Origin of the sequence: Micromonospora tarensis (assembly GCF_016803395.1) — a bacterium.
Classification (GTDB): Bacteria; Actinomycetota; Actinomycetes; order Mycobacteriales; family Micromonosporaceae; genus Micromonospora; species Micromonospora tarensis.
Genome location: NZ_JAEVHL010000154.1, coordinates 1 through 15,827, shown reverse-complemented (window position 1 = coordinate 15,827; position 15,827 = coordinate 1). Strand labels below are relative to the sequence as shown.

Here is a 15,827-nt window from a genome sequence, read left to right as displayed (position 1 = left end):
GTCCTGGCCCGCCGCCGCACGGAGCCGGAGCCGGGACGCCTGCCCGGCCATCGCGGCGCGGTGACCGCTGTCGCCGTCGCGCAGGGCGGCCGGCTGGCGGTCAGCGGCGGCGAGGACGGGTGCCTGCGGATCTGGTCCCTGGTCGAGGGCCGCTGCGAACGGGAGGTGACGGCCACGAAGAAGGGCGACACGGCGGTCACCGCCCTCGCGGTCGCCCCGGATGGCCGTACCGCAGTCGTCGCCCGACGTGCGGGCCGCGTCGAGCTGTGGGACCTGGAGCGGGGCGTTGCCGTGCGGGCCCTGGGCCGCCAGCGCTCGACCGTGAGCGCTGTCGCGCTGAGCGGGTCGGGTACCGCCGCGATCGGGTACGAGAACGGCTGGATCGAGGTGTGGGACGCGAACCGTGGGCGGCTGCGGCGCCGGCTTGAGCACCCGCCGCACACCTACCAGCAGGTGGACGCGGCGACGGGTCGGATCCTTCCGAAGATCCACGAGAGTCCCGCGCCCGTCCGGGTGCTGGGCGTGAGTGAGGACGGCGAGGTCGCGGTGTCGGCCGCGCCCGAGGACGGCAGCGTGGTGGTCTGGGAGGTCGCCACGGGCCGGTGGCTGCACCGTCTGGTCAAGTCCGCGGACATGCGGATGACCGGCGTCGACCAGGTGGCGTTGAGCCCGTCCGGCAGGTACGCGCTGCTGATCGGCCACCAGTCGGGCCTGGCGCACGTGTGGGAGACCCGACCCAACCGGGTGCGGGAGCCGGTGCCGAACAACGTGAACCGTTACGCCCTGGTGGCACTCAGCGGGGACGGCGACACCGCGGTCTCGGTCGGCTCTGGCGGCCTCGACAAACCGGTACGGGTCTGGGAGACGGCCTCCGGCCGTTGCCTGCGTACCATCGCTCCCGGCCACGACGGCCTGCCGGTGGAGTTGTCGAACCTCTTTCCGCACACCTGCGTCGCGGTCAGCGCGGACGGCGGGGTGACAGTCGTCGGGGACGAGTACGGCGGCCTGCACCTCTACCGGCTGCCGCGGCCGGGTTTCCGGGCGCCCTGGAGTTACGAGCGGCCACTGGCGGCGAGCACGCTGTTGTCGACCGAGGCGCAGGTCCGGGAACGGATCGGGCGCGCCGAGGAGTTCGCGGAGCGGGGCATGCCGGCGCGGGCCGCCGAGGAGCTTCGGGCGGCCCGGGCGGTCGTCGGGTTCGAGCGCCATCCGGAGCTGCGGGCGCGGTGGGAGCACCTGGGTCGGACGGCGGGGGAGCGGTCCGACCTGCTCGGCATCTGGCAGCGGTACGAGCTTCGCGGCGGCACGTTCACCTTCGTGCCGGGGATGGGGCCGGCGCTGAGCGTCGACGGCGAGCTGGCCGTCACGGGTGGCGCCGACGGCCGGATCCGGGTGTGGGAGCTACAGACCGGCCGACAACTGCACACCTTCGCCGAGCGGGTGGGTAAGCCGCACACCATCGTGCTCGCCGCGGACGCCCAGCTCGCCCTCACCGTGGACTGGAGCGGCACCGCGCAGCTGTGGGATCTGCCGGCCGGGGGCAGGCGGGCCGAGCTGCACGGCGATCACGGCCCGGTCCGGGTGGCCGCCATGGACAGCGCGGGCCAGTACGCGATCGTCGGGGACGCCGACGGGGCGCTGTGCCTGTGGCGGCTGCGCTCGGTCCACCTGGTCCGGACGATGGTGGCGCACCAGGGGCCGGTGGGTTCGGTGCGGCTGAGCGACGATGGTCGCTTCGCCGCCTCGGCCGGCGTGGAGGACCGGACCTGCCGACTGTGGCGGACCGGCACCGGCAGCCCGCTGCTCACCATCCCCGTCGGAGTCGGTCAGATGTCGCTGCGGTTCACAGCGGACGGCCGGCACCTGCTGGTCAACAGCATGGGACAGCTGACCGCCTGGGACGTGCTCACCGGCCGGCAACGGTACGTGATGGAGAGCTGGGGCGACGCCGTCGCGGTGAGCCGGGACGGCCGGATCGGGGTCGTCTCGGCCCGGCGCGCGGAACGCGGGCGGGTGACGTCGGTGTGGGAGACGGCTACCGGCCGGGTGCGCTGCGACATCGCGTCGGACACCGACGTGTTCGACGTCAGCCCGGACGGGCGGTATGTGGTGACCGCCGACCGGGACCGGGTGCTGCGCATCTGGGATGTGCGGACCGGGCGACGCGTCCACGAGTGCGACGGTCACCCGGAGCCCGTCTCGTCGGTGGCGTTCACGGCGGACGGCCGCAACCTGGTGTCGGTCGACAACCGACCGGCGATCCGGCTGTGGGAGCTGGACTGGGACTACGACGTCACGGGCTGACGCTCAGCCGTGCGGAGCCGACCCGGGTGGTGAGCCCGCCGCCGGTTGTCGGCTTCAGCGCCTGGTCGTCGTACGCCGCCGCGCGCAACGCCTTGTCGTGGGCGGCCCGCTGCTTGCCGGAGAACCGACTCCGGTCCACCGCGATGTCGGCCACGACCGGTGCGATGAGATGTCGGAACTCCGCAGGCACGTGCGCGACGTTGCGCTCGTAGTCCGGGTCGTCCGGGTAGCTCAGGGTGAGGGTGATCGGCGGCTCGCCACGCAGCCGCCCGCCCACGGCGCGCAGCGAGTTGGCGAGGTATTCCAAGGCGATCTTGACGTCGCCGGCCAGGGTGACGTTGTTCGGCTCCGGTTGGTAGCCGGGTGGGGCGTCCTCCGGCACCACGTAGCGCACCGTCACCCGCCTCGCGGGCAGCTCCACCAGCAGGCGGGGCCAGGGACCGCTGCCCTCGATGGTCACCTCGACCGGCTCGGGGCGGACGGAGAGCCGCAGACCGAGCCACTCGATCATCTCGGTGGCCTCGGGCGGCAGGTTGTCCTCGGTGTACGGGCCCCGACTGCGTCGGCGCAGCGCACGGGCCTGCATGGCGGCCAGGACCCGCGCCCCGCCCTCGTCGATCTCCAGCCCCAGCGGGTGTATCGCCAGGTCCCTCAGGACCCGCACGACCGCCTCGATCAGCGCCGATGGTTCCGAACCGGCCGTCATCATCCACCGTCCACTCTGGGCTCGACCGGGTCAGTCTCGCACAGGGATCGGCGCGGCATCGACGCTCGTCAGTCACGTCGGGCGGCTCCGAGCACGGCGTACGTCAGCAGGCCGGTGACCGTCAGGACGGCCGCGACCGCCGCCGCCGGTCGGCTGGCGTGCGGCTGGCCCTGCCAGGTGGCGAGCGCGGCCCAGGTGTCCGGCTGGGGGAACAGGGCGGCGACGGCGGTCCAGCCCAGCGGGAGGAACCAGGCGCGGGCCGCGCCGACGACGCTCGCGCACAGGGCGGTCAGGCCCAGCAGCCCGGCGCGTCGCGTAGCACCAGCGCCGCCGGGCCGAAACGGGCGCCGGTGGGCAGCGTGGCGAGCAGCACGACGAGGACGACCACCAGCGCGGCCAGCAGGTGCACCGCCCGCCGCCAGGGCCACCGCAGCGACGCCGTGCGTTCCAGCTCCTCGTCGGGGGCGACCAGCGTGGTCGACAGCGTCGCCACCATGAGCACGACCGTCAGCACGACGACAAGCGTGCTGAGGTCACTGTCGGTGGAGAAGGCCAGCCAAAGGACCCAGACCACTGTCGCGGCGCCGACCGAGGCGGCCAGGGCCAGGGGTACGCGCCGCGCGCGCAGGTAGAGGGTCATCGCGACAGCAGCCCGGCGGTGTCCCGGCAGGCCACGATCGCCGCGCGTACCGCCGCGACCCGGGACGTCGCCTCCGCTGGAGGCAGTTTCCGCAGGCCCCGCCAGAGCGCGACCGCCTCGGCGTTGACTTCGGGATCCTCCGAGACCATGCCCGGGATCACGCCGACGTCCGAGACCGGCTCGCGGCCGAGCAGGTAGTAGGCGGCGGCCCGTTCGACGACACCGTCGCGTGGGCACTCCCCGGTGCTGTCGACACCCAGGCTGAGCACGATCTCGGGCAGCACGGCGGCCGGGTGGGCAAGGCCGCCGTGGTCGTCGATCCGTACGGTGACGGTGAGGATGTCGTCGTCGCGAAGGGGCAGGTCCCCGGCGGCGGCGTAAAACCGTCGGTCCTCGTGCACCTGCGTCGGCGTGCCCGGCAGCTTCGAGAGGACGGCCAGCCCCTCACGGGCGAGCGGGGTCAGCGTGTCCAGCACGTTCGCGTTGACCCGGGTGACGCAGACCCTCGGCGCGTCGTCGGTGCAGACGAGCGCGCGGGCCACCGGGTCGATCGGCGCGATGAGCGCGGCCTGGTCGCGGGGGACGATCGCGGTCGCGGTGCCGAGGCCGAGCAGCGCCGGCAGCACGGCGACCAGCCGGGTCCGAGGGCTTCGGCTGACCAGCAGCACCACACCGGTCATAGCGAGACCGCCCATCCAGATCGCGAGCGCGCCGCTGACCCGAGCATCGATGGTCTGGAACGGGTAGAACTGGCTACTTCCGTAGACCGGGGACAGCACCGCGCCCAGCCAGTCCGGGCGCATGATCGCGGTGAAGAAGACCAGCAGCACGCCGGACACGGCGAGCGCGGGAGCGGTCACCAGGGCGGGCAGCAGCCGTCCGACGCCCAGGCCGAGCCAGGTCGCCGCGGCCAGGGAGAGCGCGCCGACCAGCACGATGAGCACGACGTCCGGTGGGAAGTAGGCAGCGGTAGAGGCGATCCGCGCGCCACCCGCGACGACCACGAGCAGGTAGGCGAGCCCGACCATCGCCCCCATCGCGACGAGGACCGGCAGCATCCGGCGGGCACCGGACCGGGGGGTGCTGTCGAACAGTTCACCGACCTTGGCCCGGTGCTCGCGGCGGCCCTGCCAGGCCCCGGCGGACAGGGCGAGCGGCCACAGCAGGAGGGTGTACTCCTTCGTGGTCAGCACCAGGGCCATCCAGCCCTGCGACCAGCGTCCGGGGGCGAGGTAGAGAGCGGCGACGCCAACCACCAGCGCGAGCAGCGCGGCGCCGGGCGCGGCGGAGCGGCGCAGTTCGATCCCGAGGACGCTCATCGGGCGGCCGCCGCGCGGTGCCGGCGGAGCAGGGCCGAATAGCCGCGTTCGGCGGGGCTGTCGCCCGCGTGGCCGTCGTCGCCGTGCGCGGCCAGCGCGGCGGGCGCGCCCTGCCACACCAGCCGGCCCTCGTTGACCAGCACCACCTCGGTGCAGGCGGCGACCACGTCCTCCACCAGGTGGGTGGAGACCAGCACGCAGGCGTCCGTGCCCAGGTCTCGCAGCAGCTCGCGCAGGTCGAGGCGCTGCTCGGGATCGAGGCCGACGGTGGGCTCGTCCATCAGCAGCAGCTGCGGGTCGTTCACGATGGCCTGGGCCACACCGGCCCGGCGCAGCATGCCACCGGAGAGCGTCCGGAGCCGGGCGTCGGCCTTGGCGCTGAGCCCGACCCGGTCGATCGCCCGCTGGGTGGCCGCCGGGATGGCGACCTTCGGCATCTCCTTCAACCAGGCCATGTACGTCACGAACTCACGCACAGTGAACCGGGGGTAGTAGCCGAAGTGCTGCGGCAGGTAGCCCAGTGCGCGTCGGGCCGGACGCAGGTCGGCCCGGCCGTCGACCGGGCGGCCGAGCACTGTCAGCCGGCCGCCGGCGGGCTTGAGCACCGTCGCGAGGGCACGCATCAGCGTGGTCTTGCCCGCGCCGTTGGGCCCCAGCAGGCCGTGCACGCCGGTAGCCAGGCGCAGGTCGAGCCCGTCGACGGCCAGGTGCCGGCCGGCGCGTACCTTCAGCGCCTCGGCCTGGACGGCCCAGGGGTGGGTGGTGGTGGCCGTCTCGGCAGTGCTCACCGCTCGCATGGCGGATCCTCTCAGTACGTGGTGAGGCGCCGGAAACTTTCGGCGCGGAGCAGGGTCAGGGCGGCCAGCACGGCCGTGACGAGCGCCCACCCGCCGGTGGCGGCTGGCCTGAGCAGCGTGGGCAGTTCGGCGGCGGCGAGGCTGGGGGCGACCACGGCGGCGGCCCAGGCCGCCATCAGCCCGAGCGCGGCGCGGTGGACGCCGACGAGGGAGCCGAGCAGCAGCGTCGCGGCGGTGAAGGCCAGGCACGGCAGCAGCACCAGCGCCGGGTTCGTCCGGCTCGCGCCGACGGCGGCGACCACCGCGAGCACCGGGATGACGAGGACCAGCACCACGGCGGTACGTCGCAGCAGCATCGTCAGACCTGTCGACGGGGTGCCGGCGATCAGCTCCCAGGCCGGGTCGGCGCGTCTGCTCCAGGCGGCGGCGACCCCGGGCAGCGGTGCCAGCGGCGCGAGCAGCAGCACGAGCGAGGGCATCTCGGGCAGGAATCGGGTGAGCAGGGCGGCGGTGCCGAGCACGGCGGCGGTCATCGCGAGCCAGGGCAGCGGCGCTCCCACGAACCAGCGTTGCCGCACCCGCGTACCGGAGAAAGCTCTGCGGGTCGGGCCGGGGTCGGCGGCGATCTCACGGTCGACGGCCGCCGCCACCTCGGCGACCAGGGCGCGCGACTCGGCGGTGGTGCTCCCGGCCAGGCGAGCGCGGCAGTCGGCGCAGTTTTCCAGGTGCATCTCGACCGACCAGACGGTTACCTCGTCCAGGCCGGGGTCACCGTCGGCGTAGCGGTCGATCTCGCTCGGGGTGGGGTGCGTGGTCATGACAGGGCCTCCCGCAGGGCGATCCGGGCGCGGCGGACCCGGGACTTGACGGTGTTCTCGGGTACGCCCAGCAGCACGGACGTCTCGCGGATGGAGAAGCCGTCGAGGACGGTGGCGCGCAGCGCCTCGCGAACCTCGGGCGGCAGGACGGCCAGAGCCTGTTCCAGCTCCTGCCCGACCCGACCGGCCAGCACCTCGTCCTCGGCGGCGGGCACGACCGTGTCGGTGGGGTGCACCTTCGGCAGCTGGGCCTGCCGGGAGCGGCGTCGGAACGCGTCGACCAGGCGGTGCGCGGCGATGGTCCACAACCAGCCCACCGCGCTGCCCTTGACGTGGTCACCGGCGAAGCTGCCGGCGGCCCGCCAGACCGCCAGGTAGGTCTCCTGGAGCACGTCCGCGACCACGTCCGGGTCGGCGCACCGTCGGCGCAGTCGCACCTCCAGCCAGGGGGCGGTACGCCGGTACAGCTCGTCGAAGGCCCGCCGGTCACCGCGGGCCACGCGGCGCACCAGTTCCTGCTCGTCGGCGGCGTCCAGTCGTCGTCTCACACCGGGTAAGACGATGCCCTCCGCACGATCGGGTCTCGCTCCGATGTGATCGCCGTCACAGGCAATGATCGGGCGGGTCGACGTGGGGTGGCTCGAACAAGACCGAACAGGCACCTGAGCAGCCAGGACACTCCCGTGCGTGTTCGGGACAGCCGTCGATGATAGCGGCCGCCGATCCGACGCTCATACGCTGAGTTCCGCTCAGGGACCACGCCGGCTGACCGGTGCTGCGACGCCGTTCCGCGGCGTCGTCGACGGCGTGGGCGCGGGAAACGGGGGGCGGGAGCGGGCGGGTCGGTCTTTCGGGGAACCGGCCCGCCCGACCTGTGCGCCGCCTCTCACGACGCGGCGGTGAGCACCTCCGAGCGGGTCGTGCTCGTCCGGCGACGGCGGACCGGGTACAGCACCGGGTGGGCGATGCTCCAGGCCGCGCCCCTGCAGACGACTTCCTTGTAGCGGGCGGCCAGCTTCCCGGTGAGGAGCGCCGGCCTGGCCAGGTCGTCGGCGGTCACGTACTGGATGATGCCGTCGCGGCGGCCGAGGCTGACGCACTGGTTGAAGTAGCGCAGCGGAGCCTTGGGGATCTTCGTCTGGCCGGTGAGGCGCGCGGCGATGGCGTCGGCGGCCTGCCAGGCCATCGGGGTGCCCGAGGCGCAGGACATCCGCAGCGGCTTGCCGGCCGGGCCGGCGGCGAGACCGGCGTCGCCGACGGCGTACACGTCGGGGTGCGAGACCGACCGCATGGTGTCGTCGACGACGATCTGCCCGGTGTCCGCGACCGTCAGGGTGGTGGCGGCGGCGATGGGGTGGACGGCGAAGCCGGTCGTCCAGACGGTCACCTGGGCTGGAATCACCCGACCGTCGCCGGTGACCACGCCGGTCGCCGCCACCCGCGCGACGTCGGTGTGCTCGTGGACGGTGATGCCGAGTCGGTCGCAGACGCCGCGCAGGTGCCGCTGTGCCCTGTCGTTGAGCCAGTCGCCGAGACCACCCCGGGCGGCGAGCGCGACGTCGAGGTCGGGCCGCGCCTCCGCGATCTCGGTGACCGCCTCCAGGCCGGTGAGCCCGCCGCCGACGACGAGCACCGTCGCGCCGGCGGTGAGCTGGGCGAGGCGGTCGCGTAGCCGCAGCGCCGACGGCCTGCCGGCGATGTCGTACGCGTGCTCCGCGACGCCGGGGACGCCGTGGTCCGCGGCGGTGCTGCCGAGGGCGTAGACCAGCGTGTCGTACCCGATCTCGGCGGCACCCTGGTCGTCGAGGAGCGCCACGGTCTTGCGGTCGGCGTCGACGGCGGTGACCCGGGCCAGTCGAAGCTTGACGCCGGTGCCCGCGTAGACCTCGCTCAGCGAACGGCGTCGCAGCTCCTGCCCGGTGGCGAGTTGGTGCATGCGGACCCGCTCGACGAAGTCGGCGTCCGCGTTGACGACGGTGATCTCGGTGTCGTCGGGGTGTAGCCGCTTGGCGAGGCGCCCTGCGGCGATGGCTCCGGTGTAGCCGGCTCCGAGGACGACGATGCGGTGTCTCATGGCGGCGCTCCTGTCTCGGCGGTGGTCGCCTCCTGAACCGGGCGGCGACGTGATTCCTGACAGGAGCGGGCTATGAGCTGGGTCACCAGGCGTGGAAGAGGGGTTCCCCGTGCTCGGTCGCGGACCACTGACGACTGGCGCGGACCAGCTTGTCGGGGTTGACCTGGGTGTGCATGGCCGCGACACCGTCGGGCGTCACCGCCAGGGCCATGACGCCGACGATCCGGTCTCCGATCACGACGATTACCGCCGGACCGCCGTTCGCGGTGGTGATGTGCACGGCGGGACTGCCGCCAACCAGGTCTCGCTTGACGTCGGTGGGCTTGAACAAACCACGCAGGAACTTCGCCACCGCCAGCGCGCCGCTGATCCTGGACCGGGCCGGGACCGTGCCCCCGCCGTCGGCGGTGCTCGTCACGTCGTCGGTCAGCAACTCGACCAGCCGCTGGATCTCGCCGTTGTTGGCCGCCGTGAGGAACGCCGCGACGATCTTGCGGGCGGCGGCCAGGTCGACCTCCGTGCGGGCCCGCTCGGCGACCACGTGCTGCTTGGCGCGCCGGTAGGTCTGCTGGCAGTTCGACTCGGTGATGCCGAGGATTCCGGCGATCTCGCCGTGCGAGTAGCCGAAGGCCTCGCGCAGCACGTACACCGCGCGCTCGGTCGGCGACAGCCGCTCCAGCAGGGCGAGCACCGCCATCGATACCGACTCGCGCTGCTCGGCGGTGTCGAGCGGGCCGAGCATCCGGTCGCCGGCCAGGACCGGTTCGGGCAGCCAACTGCCCACGTAGGTCTCGCGCCGGGCCCGGGCCGAGGTGAGCTGGTTGAGGCACACGTTGGTGAGCACCTTCGTCAGCCACGCCTCGGGCGTCTCGACGTGTTTCCGGTCGGCCGCCTGCCAGCGGAGGAAGGTGTCCTGGACGGCGTCCTCGGCATCGCTGGCCGAGCCCAGCAGTCGATAGGCGATCGCCTCCAGGCGAGCCCTGGAGCGCTCAAACAGCTCGACCTCGTCCGGACTGAGCGGCATGACCACAGGTTATCCACCCGCGTCCCGTCCGGTCGCGGGACCGTGGCCGCGAAATGGCTGCGGCTGCGGCGGTGAGGCAGATCGCCACGGCGGCGACCAGCGGTGGTCGGGCGCCGAGGTGGACGGCCAGGGAGCCGAGGGGGATCGCCGGGACGAGCGGTCCGAACATCGCGGTGTTGGCCGTGGCGGAGACCCGGCCCAGCAACGCCGACGGGGTGTGTGTCTGCACGGCGGTGACGGCCGCGACCAGGGTCCAGGGCAGGCCGACCCCGGCGACCAGCGCGCCGACCACCGTGACCGGCCACCACGGCAGGCAGCGCGCCAGGCAACCGAGCGCGAACAGCACCGTCCCGGCGACGCCGACCGCGACGGGACCGTGTCGGGCGAGGAGTCGGCCGACGATCAGCCCACCGACGATGGAACCGGCGCCCTGCGCGCTGGCCAGCACGCCGAGGAAGGTCGTCGGCAGCTGCAACTCCGTGACGACGATCGCGTAGACCGCCGCTGTGGTGAAGCCGGACATGGCGATCGACACGGCGGCCAGCACGACCGGCAGTCGCGTCGCCCGCTGTCCGAACAGGACGGCGAGTCCGGTACGCAGGTCGCCGTCGCCCCGTTCGGGCTGGGCGGGAGGTGTCCGGCGCAGGCGGAGCACCGCGTACAGGATGGCGACCAGGACCGGCATGACCGCGCTGAGGACGACGACCGCGTGGCCGCCGCGCCAGGCGTAGAGGCCGGCACCGGCCAGGGGGGCGACGAGCTTCATGCCCTCCTGCGCGCTGGAGCGCCACCCGTTCACGGTGCCGAGTTGCGTCGGTGCCAACGCGGACGGCAGCAGCGCCGTCTCGCCGGCGTCGATCAGCACGTAGCTGATGCCGTAGGCAGCCGAGACGGCGAAGATGAGCCAGGTCTGCGCCGGCCCCCGGACCGCGAGGAGCGCCAGCAGGGCGGCGGCCAGCAGCAGGTTGACGGCGATCACCAGGGGTCGCCGGGGCGCCCGGTCGAGCAGGCCGCCCAGCCACGGGCCGACGAGCACCGGCGCGTACACGCAGAGCCCGGCGAGGGCCGCGAGACCGGTGGAGTCGGTGAGGTCGAGGATCCAGATGCCGGCTACCAGGGACATGGCGCTGCTGCCGAAGCCGGACAGCACGGAGATCGCCACGAACAGTGCGGCATTGCGTCGCATGAACCCTCCGGAGGTGAGTCGGGGTGACTCACATCCTCAGTCCTGAGTCCGATACAGGCAATGCACTGCGAACCTGTCAACGATTGGTTGACAGGCCGGCATCGATCTTCGCCGCAGCCGTCCGGACCGGTGCCGGCAGCGGCCCGCCAGCTCCGGCGAGATCCGTGGCGAGGTGCAGTGCCAGCGCGTACAGCGAGCCCGGCGCGGCGTCCAGGGCGGCCTGCACCGTGCTCCGGACGAGCGCCGCCCGGGCGAACCGGGTGTCCCAGCGGCGATCGGCGGCGATCCACCGCCCGAGGTCGGCCACGGCGTCGCGCAGCGCCACGATCTGCGGTGAGAGGCGGAGGTCGAGCTGCTGCCGCCGCGACCACCGCGCCGCCACCAGGCGTTGCCGTCGTTGCTCCGCGGCCTGCCGACTGCCGAGGCCGAGTGCCGTCGCGACCTGAGCCCAGGTCGCGCCCGCGTGCCGCGCCCGGTCGATGAGTTCCAGCTCCTGCTCGTCCAGCCGGGCACGGGTGACCCGAACCTCAGCCAATCGGTCCAACTCCTCCGACGCCACGTGTCAACGCTACATTGACACCTTGGGCTCGTCGCTGGGCGCGCGGACCATGAACACGTCGACCGGGTCCTCGGTCTCCAGCGTGAAACCGTGCCGCTCGTACAACCGTCGGGCCGGGCTGCCCTGCAACACGTTCAGCCGGACCGGGGTGCCGTCGCGGTCGCACCGGTCCAGCAACGTGCGCAGCACTGCCGTGCCGATGCCACTGCCCTGTAGCTGCGGGGCCAGGTAGAAGTGCTCCAGCCAGTGCGCGTCCGTGCCCGGCCGGAGCGCCACGCAGCCGGCGAACACCCCACCCACCTCGACGACCCAGGTGTACGCCGGAGCGAAGCCGTCCCGCAGGCGCTGCCGGACCCGCTGCCCGTCGTAGCGCCCGAGGCGTTCCAGATCGGCCCGCAGCACCTCCGCCCGTAACTCGGCCACAGCCGCCACGTCCGCCGTCGACGCCGGCCTGATGCTCCACTCCGCCATGATCGGAAAGCTATCGCGGCCCGGCGGTCCGCGGTTGGCCCAGCCCGGCGATGAGCAGCTCGACCAGGCGACGCGCGTCGTAACGGGGATCGCCGGCACCGATGCAGAGGTTGCCGACGCCGCGCAGCACCTCGAAGGCGGTCACGTCGGGCCGGATCTCGCCCGCCGTGGCGGCGGCGTCCAGCAACTGGGCGCACACCGGCACCAGGCGGTCCAGGAAGTAGGCGTGCAGTGTCTCGAAGGTCGCGTCGTCGGACTGCAACGCCTCGGCGAGGCCGTGCTTCGTGACCAGGAAATCGACGAACAGATCGATCCACTGGGCGAGGGCGACGTACGGGGCGCCGCCGTTGGCCAGCAGGGTCGGGCCGGCCTCGGCGCACGCCTCGACCTGATGCCGGTAGACGGCGACGACGAGGTCGGCCCGGGTCGGGAAGTGCCGGTAGATGGTGCCGACACCGACACCCGCCCGGGCGGCGATGTCCCGCACCGGCGCGTCCACGCCGGAGCTGACGAAGGCCGCGGCGGCGGCGTCCAGGAGTGTCGCTTCGTTGCGCCGTGCGTCAGCCCGCTTCCGTGGGGTCCGTCGTGCTGACCCGCTGTCGATGTCGGCCACCGCGCCGTTACCTCCATCACCCGACTTGGCAAACGGAACACTGTTCCGTATCGTGCTTAGCGGAACACGGTTCCACTTGCCGAGTGTGCCAGAGCAGGTGGTCGGAACCAAGTCAACCTTTAGTTCCGGGGAGGGACAGTCATGCAATACCGCAGCTTGGGTCGCACCGGCGTGCAGGTGAGCACGTTGGTGCTCGGAGCGATGAACTTCGGCAAACTCGGACGTACCACCCAGGACGAGGCGACGGCGATCGTCGACGCCGCGCTCGAGGCCGGGATCAATCTGATCGACACCGCCGACATGTACAGCCAGGGCGAGTCGGAGGAGATGGTGGGCAGGGCGATCGCCGGCCGACGCGACGACATCGTGCTGGCCACGAAGGCCGGCATGCCCATGGGCGACCAGCGCAACCACCGGGGCGGCTCGCGCCGCTGGCTGGTCACCGAGCTGGACAACAGCCTGCGCCGCCTCGGCGTCGACCATGTCGATCTGTACCAGATCCATCGGTGGGACCCCACCACCAGCGACGAGGAGACCCTGTCGGCGCTCACCGACCTGCAACGGGCGGGCAAGATCCGCTACTTCGGCGCGTCGACCTTCCCCGCGTACCGGCTGGTGCAGGCCGAATGGGCGGCGCGGGAGCACCACCTCAGCCGGTACGTCACCGAGCAGCCCAGCTACTCCATCCTGCAACGCGGGATCGAGGCGCACGTCCTGCCGGTGACCGAGCAGTACGGGCTCGGCGTGCTCGCCTGGAGCCCGCTCGCCTCGGGCTGGCTGTCCGGCGCGGTCCGGGCCGGTCGGCAGATCACGACCAGCCGGTCGGCCCTCCTGCCCGAGCGCTTCGACATCAGCATCCCGGCCAACCAGGCCCGACTCGACGCCGTCGAGCGGCTGGCCGTGGTCGCCGACGAAGCCGGGCTCACCCTGATCCAGCTCGCGCTCGGGTTCGTCACCGCGCATCCGGCCGTGACCAGCGCGATCATCGGCCCGCGCACCCTGGACCACCTGCACGCCCAGCTCGCCGCCGCGGACACCGTGCTCTCCGCCGACGTTCTCGACGCGATCGACGCGATCGTCGCACCCGGTGTCGACCTCGCCGCGCACGAGAAGTTCGACACCCCGCCCGCTCTCCTCGACCCGGCGCTGCGACGTCGCTGAGCGGCTGTCCACCGCTGTGCGTCGGAGGCGGGTTGCCGGCGAGTGATGATCGGCGCGGCAGGTGCCGCGCCGGGCCTTGTCGCAAACCGGACAAGACGGTAAAGCCCCTGGTAGAGCACCCTTGGGGCAGGTGGAGGTAGACGGGTGGCGGGCCACATCCCGATCCTCCGGCCCGGCGGGGACAACATCGTCCGCACCGGTGCCGCCCTCACCCAGCCCGGCCTCAAGGCCGTGGTGGTCACGGCACAGCAGCCGTGTCGATCGCGGGCACGACGGGCCGTGGCTGCCACCGACACCCCTGCGGGCGCCCGCAGCGGTGCCTCCGCCCACCGGGACAAGGACGTCAGCACCGTCGGCAGTCAGGCGACGTCATCCACCGGCCGTTCCTGCCGTCCCCGTGCCCCGCCGGCCTTTCGCACTGTGGACCTCGCCGGTCCGGCGTCGCTCAACCGCGCGCCGAGGCCTGGCGACCGAGCCAGAAAGGGCCCGACATGGCCGCTCCCACCGCAACCGCAGCCCTGAACGCATCCGTCTTCGCGCCGGGTGACCAGATGCTGCTGACCGTCACCTACTCGGACGCCGACACCAAGCCGCTGACCGTCACCGTCGTGGTCACCGACGCGCAGGGCAACAGCAGCGCGCCGGTCAAGGTCACCGCGGTCATCGACCCGCTCACCGTGACCGTCACCGACAGCTCCGGGCGTACCTGGACCCGGGTCTCCGACAACGGCTCCGTGGCCGTGTACCGGTCGGTGGCGTGATGCCCCGGGTCACCGTCCAGGTCCGCGACGCCGCCGGGAACACCGCGACGGCCGCCGCCGACTACAACCTGAGCCAACCGGTGCTCGGCGGCTACTACCTGTCCGGCGGCGCCGACCCGACCGCCGACATGGCCGGCGGCAACTTCCGGTCGCTCACCCAGTACCGCAGCTTCGCCGACGGCTACATCTTCCCCGGGTACAACCGGCCCTGGCTGGTCAGCCTGGGCAAGGCCGGGGTGCAGATGAACATGGTCCTGGAGTTGAAGCACTACGGCTCCCCGAACCACGGGCCGCAGAGCTTCACGGTGGACGGCACCAGCTACACCGTGCCGGCGCCGGCGATGACCATCCAGCAGCGACCCGGCACCACCTTCCCCAGGGCGTACGGGTACGGCCAGGTGCTCAGCGGGCAGTGCGACGGGTTGTTCGCCCGCGCCCTGTCGCAGTACCGGACGCTCGGCTTCGGGGTGAACATCCAGCTCGCCTCCGAATTCGACACCGACCACGAGTTCGGCACCACCGAGGACGGCAAGACCTACACCTGGGCCGAGTCGGACGCGCGGGCGGTGCAGGCGGTCAACTACATCCTCACCTGGTTCAAGGCGCGGTCGCTGCCGGCCAACACCACCTTCTCGGTGGGACTGGCCGGCTTCGACCGGGCCTGCTTCCAACGCACCCACCCGGAGTCGCTGATGGCACGACTCGACTTCTTGCAGTGGAACGCGTACGGCACCAACGCCAGCCACACCGCGTTGGCCCGGTTCCGGCGCACCAAGGACTGGGCGGTGGCGGATCTCGGGCCGGTGGCGCTGTCCCGGCCCGTGATCATCGCCGAGTGGGGGGTCAGGTCGGCCGAGATCCCGAACCAGGCAGCCTGGATCGCCACCGTGCCGGCGGCGATCGCCCAGCTCAACGCCGAGCGGGGGCCACGAATCGCGCGCACCAACTACTTCAACTCCGGGTGGGGCACCCTGACGCCGAAGGCGACCGGACTGGCCGCGCTCCGCGCCGCGTACGCCACCCGGCCGTACGTCTGAGCGGTCCCGGCGGCTCCGGGCTGCCGGAGCCGCACCTGGAGTTGGTCGCCAGCAGGGTGCTGGCGAAGCGCTGACCCGTCCCGGCCACCGCGCCAGGGGGGCGACGCCGGTCAGGCGCGGTGTGCGCCCGTCCCGACCGCGTCCGGGTCGCCCAGCACGGTGTCCAACCGCCCGTCCCGATCACTGTCCACATAGGTGATGTCCGGAATCCCGTCACCGTCCACGTCGATCTGGACGATGTCGGCGACGCCGTCGCCGTCGAGGTCGGTGACCACCTCCACCGAGCCGTCCAGGTGCCGGGTCACGATCGACGTGTGCCCCGGCGCCTGCGCGCGCGGGCGGCGGCCCGGGGTGCCG

At 72.7% G+C, this 15,827-nt stretch carries 16 protein-coding genes and 1 pseudogene; 4 read left to right on the top strand and 13 right to left on the bottom strand.

Features of this window, described 5'->3' with window-relative positions; translation table 11 throughout:
- Nucleotides 1-2,304, top strand: a 2,304-nt coding sequence (locus tag JM949_RS24290; RefSeq protein WP_238433792.1) for a WD40 repeat domain-containing protein, incomplete at its 5' end; no start/stop codon positions are given.
- Here JM949_RS24290 and JM949_RS24285 read toward each other — a convergent pair.
- From JM949_RS24285 to JM949_RS24230, 12 genes are all read right to left on the bottom strand, one after another.
- Nucleotides 2,294-3,010, bottom strand: a complete 717-nt coding sequence (locus JM949_RS24285) for a hypothetical protein (RefSeq protein WP_203150619.1) — start codon at nt 3,008-3,010, stop codon at nt 2,294-2,296. The two genes, JM949_RS24290 and JM949_RS24285, sit on opposite strands and share 11 nt — an antisense overlap.
- A 289-nt stretch (nt 3,011-3,299) precedes the next feature.
- Nucleotides 3,300-3,650 carry a hypothetical protein gene (locus JM949_RS37665; protein ID WP_238433791.1) on the bottom strand — a complete coding sequence of 117 codons (351 nt, stop codon included), beginning with the start codon at nt 3,648-3,650 and terminating at the stop codon, nt 3,300-3,302.
- Nucleotides 3,647-4,969 (bottom strand): hypothetical protein, encoded by a 1,323-nt coding sequence (locus tag JM949_RS24275; RefSeq protein WP_203150618.1) that lies wholly within the window; start codon nt 4,967-4,969, stop codon nt 3,647-3,649. The genes JM949_RS37665 and JM949_RS24275 overlap by 4 nt, the downstream gene beginning before the upstream one ends.
- Nucleotides 4,966-5,766 (bottom strand): ATP-binding cassette domain-containing protein, encoded by an 801-nt coding sequence (locus JM949_RS24270; protein WP_203150617.1) that lies wholly within the window; start codon nt 5,764-5,766, stop codon nt 4,966-4,968. Before JM949_RS24270 ends, JM949_RS24275 begins: the two co-directional genes overlap by 4 nt.
- Before the next feature lie 11 nt (nt 5,767-5,777).
- Nucleotides 5,778-6,584 carry an anti-sigma factor gene (locus JM949_RS24265; protein WP_203150616.1) on the bottom strand — a complete coding sequence of 269 codons (807 nt, stop codon included), beginning with the start codon at nt 6,582-6,584 and terminating at the stop codon, nt 5,778-5,780.
- Nucleotides 6,581-7,132 (bottom strand): RNA polymerase sigma factor, encoded by a 552-nt coding sequence (locus tag JM949_RS24260; RefSeq protein WP_203150615.1) that lies wholly within the window; start codon nt 7,130-7,132, stop codon nt 6,581-6,583. Before JM949_RS24260 ends, JM949_RS24265 begins: the two co-directional genes overlap by 4 nt.
- Nucleotides 7,133-7,470: 338 nt before the next feature.
- Nucleotides 7,471-8,658 (bottom strand): NAD(P)/FAD-dependent oxidoreductase, encoded by a 1,188-nt coding sequence (locus tag JM949_RS24255; RefSeq protein WP_203150614.1) that lies wholly within the window; start codon nt 8,656-8,658, stop codon nt 7,471-7,473.
- Between the two features lie 82 nt (nt 8,659-8,740).
- Nucleotides 8,741-9,682, bottom strand: coding sequence for an RNA polymerase sigma factor SigJ (sigJ, locus tag JM949_RS24250; RefSeq protein ID WP_203150613.1), 942 nt, complete (start codon nt 9,680-9,682; stop codon nt 8,741-8,743).
- Complete coding sequence (locus JM949_RS24245) at nt 9,648-10,868, bottom strand: MFS transporter (protein ID WP_203150612.1); 1,221 nt, start codon at nt 10,866-10,868, stop codon at nt 9,648-9,650. Before JM949_RS24245 ends, sigJ begins: the two co-directional genes overlap by 35 nt.
- 76 nt (nt 10,869-10,944) lie before the next feature.
- Nucleotides 10,945-11,403 (bottom strand): hypothetical protein, encoded by a 459-nt coding sequence (locus JM949_RS24240; protein WP_203150611.1) that lies wholly within the window; start codon nt 11,401-11,403, stop codon nt 10,945-10,947.
- A gap of 33 nt (nt 11,404-11,436) precedes the next feature.
- On the bottom strand, nt 11,437-11,898 hold the full coding sequence (locus JM949_RS24235) for a GNAT family N-acetyltransferase (protein WP_203150610.1): 462 nt from the start codon (nt 11,896-11,898) through the stop codon (nt 11,437-11,439).
- A gap of 10 nt (nt 11,899-11,908) precedes the next feature.
- Nucleotides 11,909-12,502 carry a TetR/AcrR family transcriptional regulator gene (locus JM949_RS24230; protein ID WP_309232304.1) on the bottom strand — a complete coding sequence of 198 codons (594 nt, stop codon included), beginning with the start codon at nt 12,500-12,502 and terminating at the stop codon, nt 11,909-11,911.
- 150 nt (nt 12,503-12,652) lie between these two features.
- On the opposite strand from JM949_RS24230, the gene JM949_RS24225 reads away from it, so the two are divergent.
- The 3 genes from JM949_RS24225 (at nt 12,653) to JM949_RS24215 (ending at nt 15,470) form a co-directional block, all read left to right on the top strand.
- Nucleotides 12,653-13,672 carry an aldo/keto reductase gene (locus JM949_RS24225; protein WP_203150608.1) on the top strand — a complete coding sequence of 340 codons (1,020 nt, stop codon included), beginning with the start codon at nt 12,653-12,655 and terminating at the stop codon, nt 13,670-13,672.
- 491 nt (nt 13,673-14,163) lie between these two features.
- The gene (locus JM949_RS24220; RefSeq protein WP_203150607.1) at nt 14,164-14,433 is read left to right on the top strand and encodes a hypothetical protein; all 270 of its coding nucleotides are present in this window, start codon (nt 14,164-14,166) and stop codon (nt 14,431-14,433) included.
- Nucleotides 14,433-15,470, top strand: a complete 1,038-nt coding sequence (locus JM949_RS24215; RefSeq protein ID WP_203150606.1) for a hypothetical protein — start codon at nt 14,433-14,435, stop codon at nt 15,468-15,470. The genes JM949_RS24220 and JM949_RS24215 overlap by 1 nt, the downstream gene beginning before the upstream one ends.
- Nucleotides 15,471-15,580: 110 nt before the next feature.
- Here JM949_RS24215 and JM949_RS24210 read toward each other — a convergent pair.
- Nucleotides 15,581-15,827: pseudogene (locus JM949_RS24210) on the bottom strand (hypothetical protein); the annotation flags it as partial.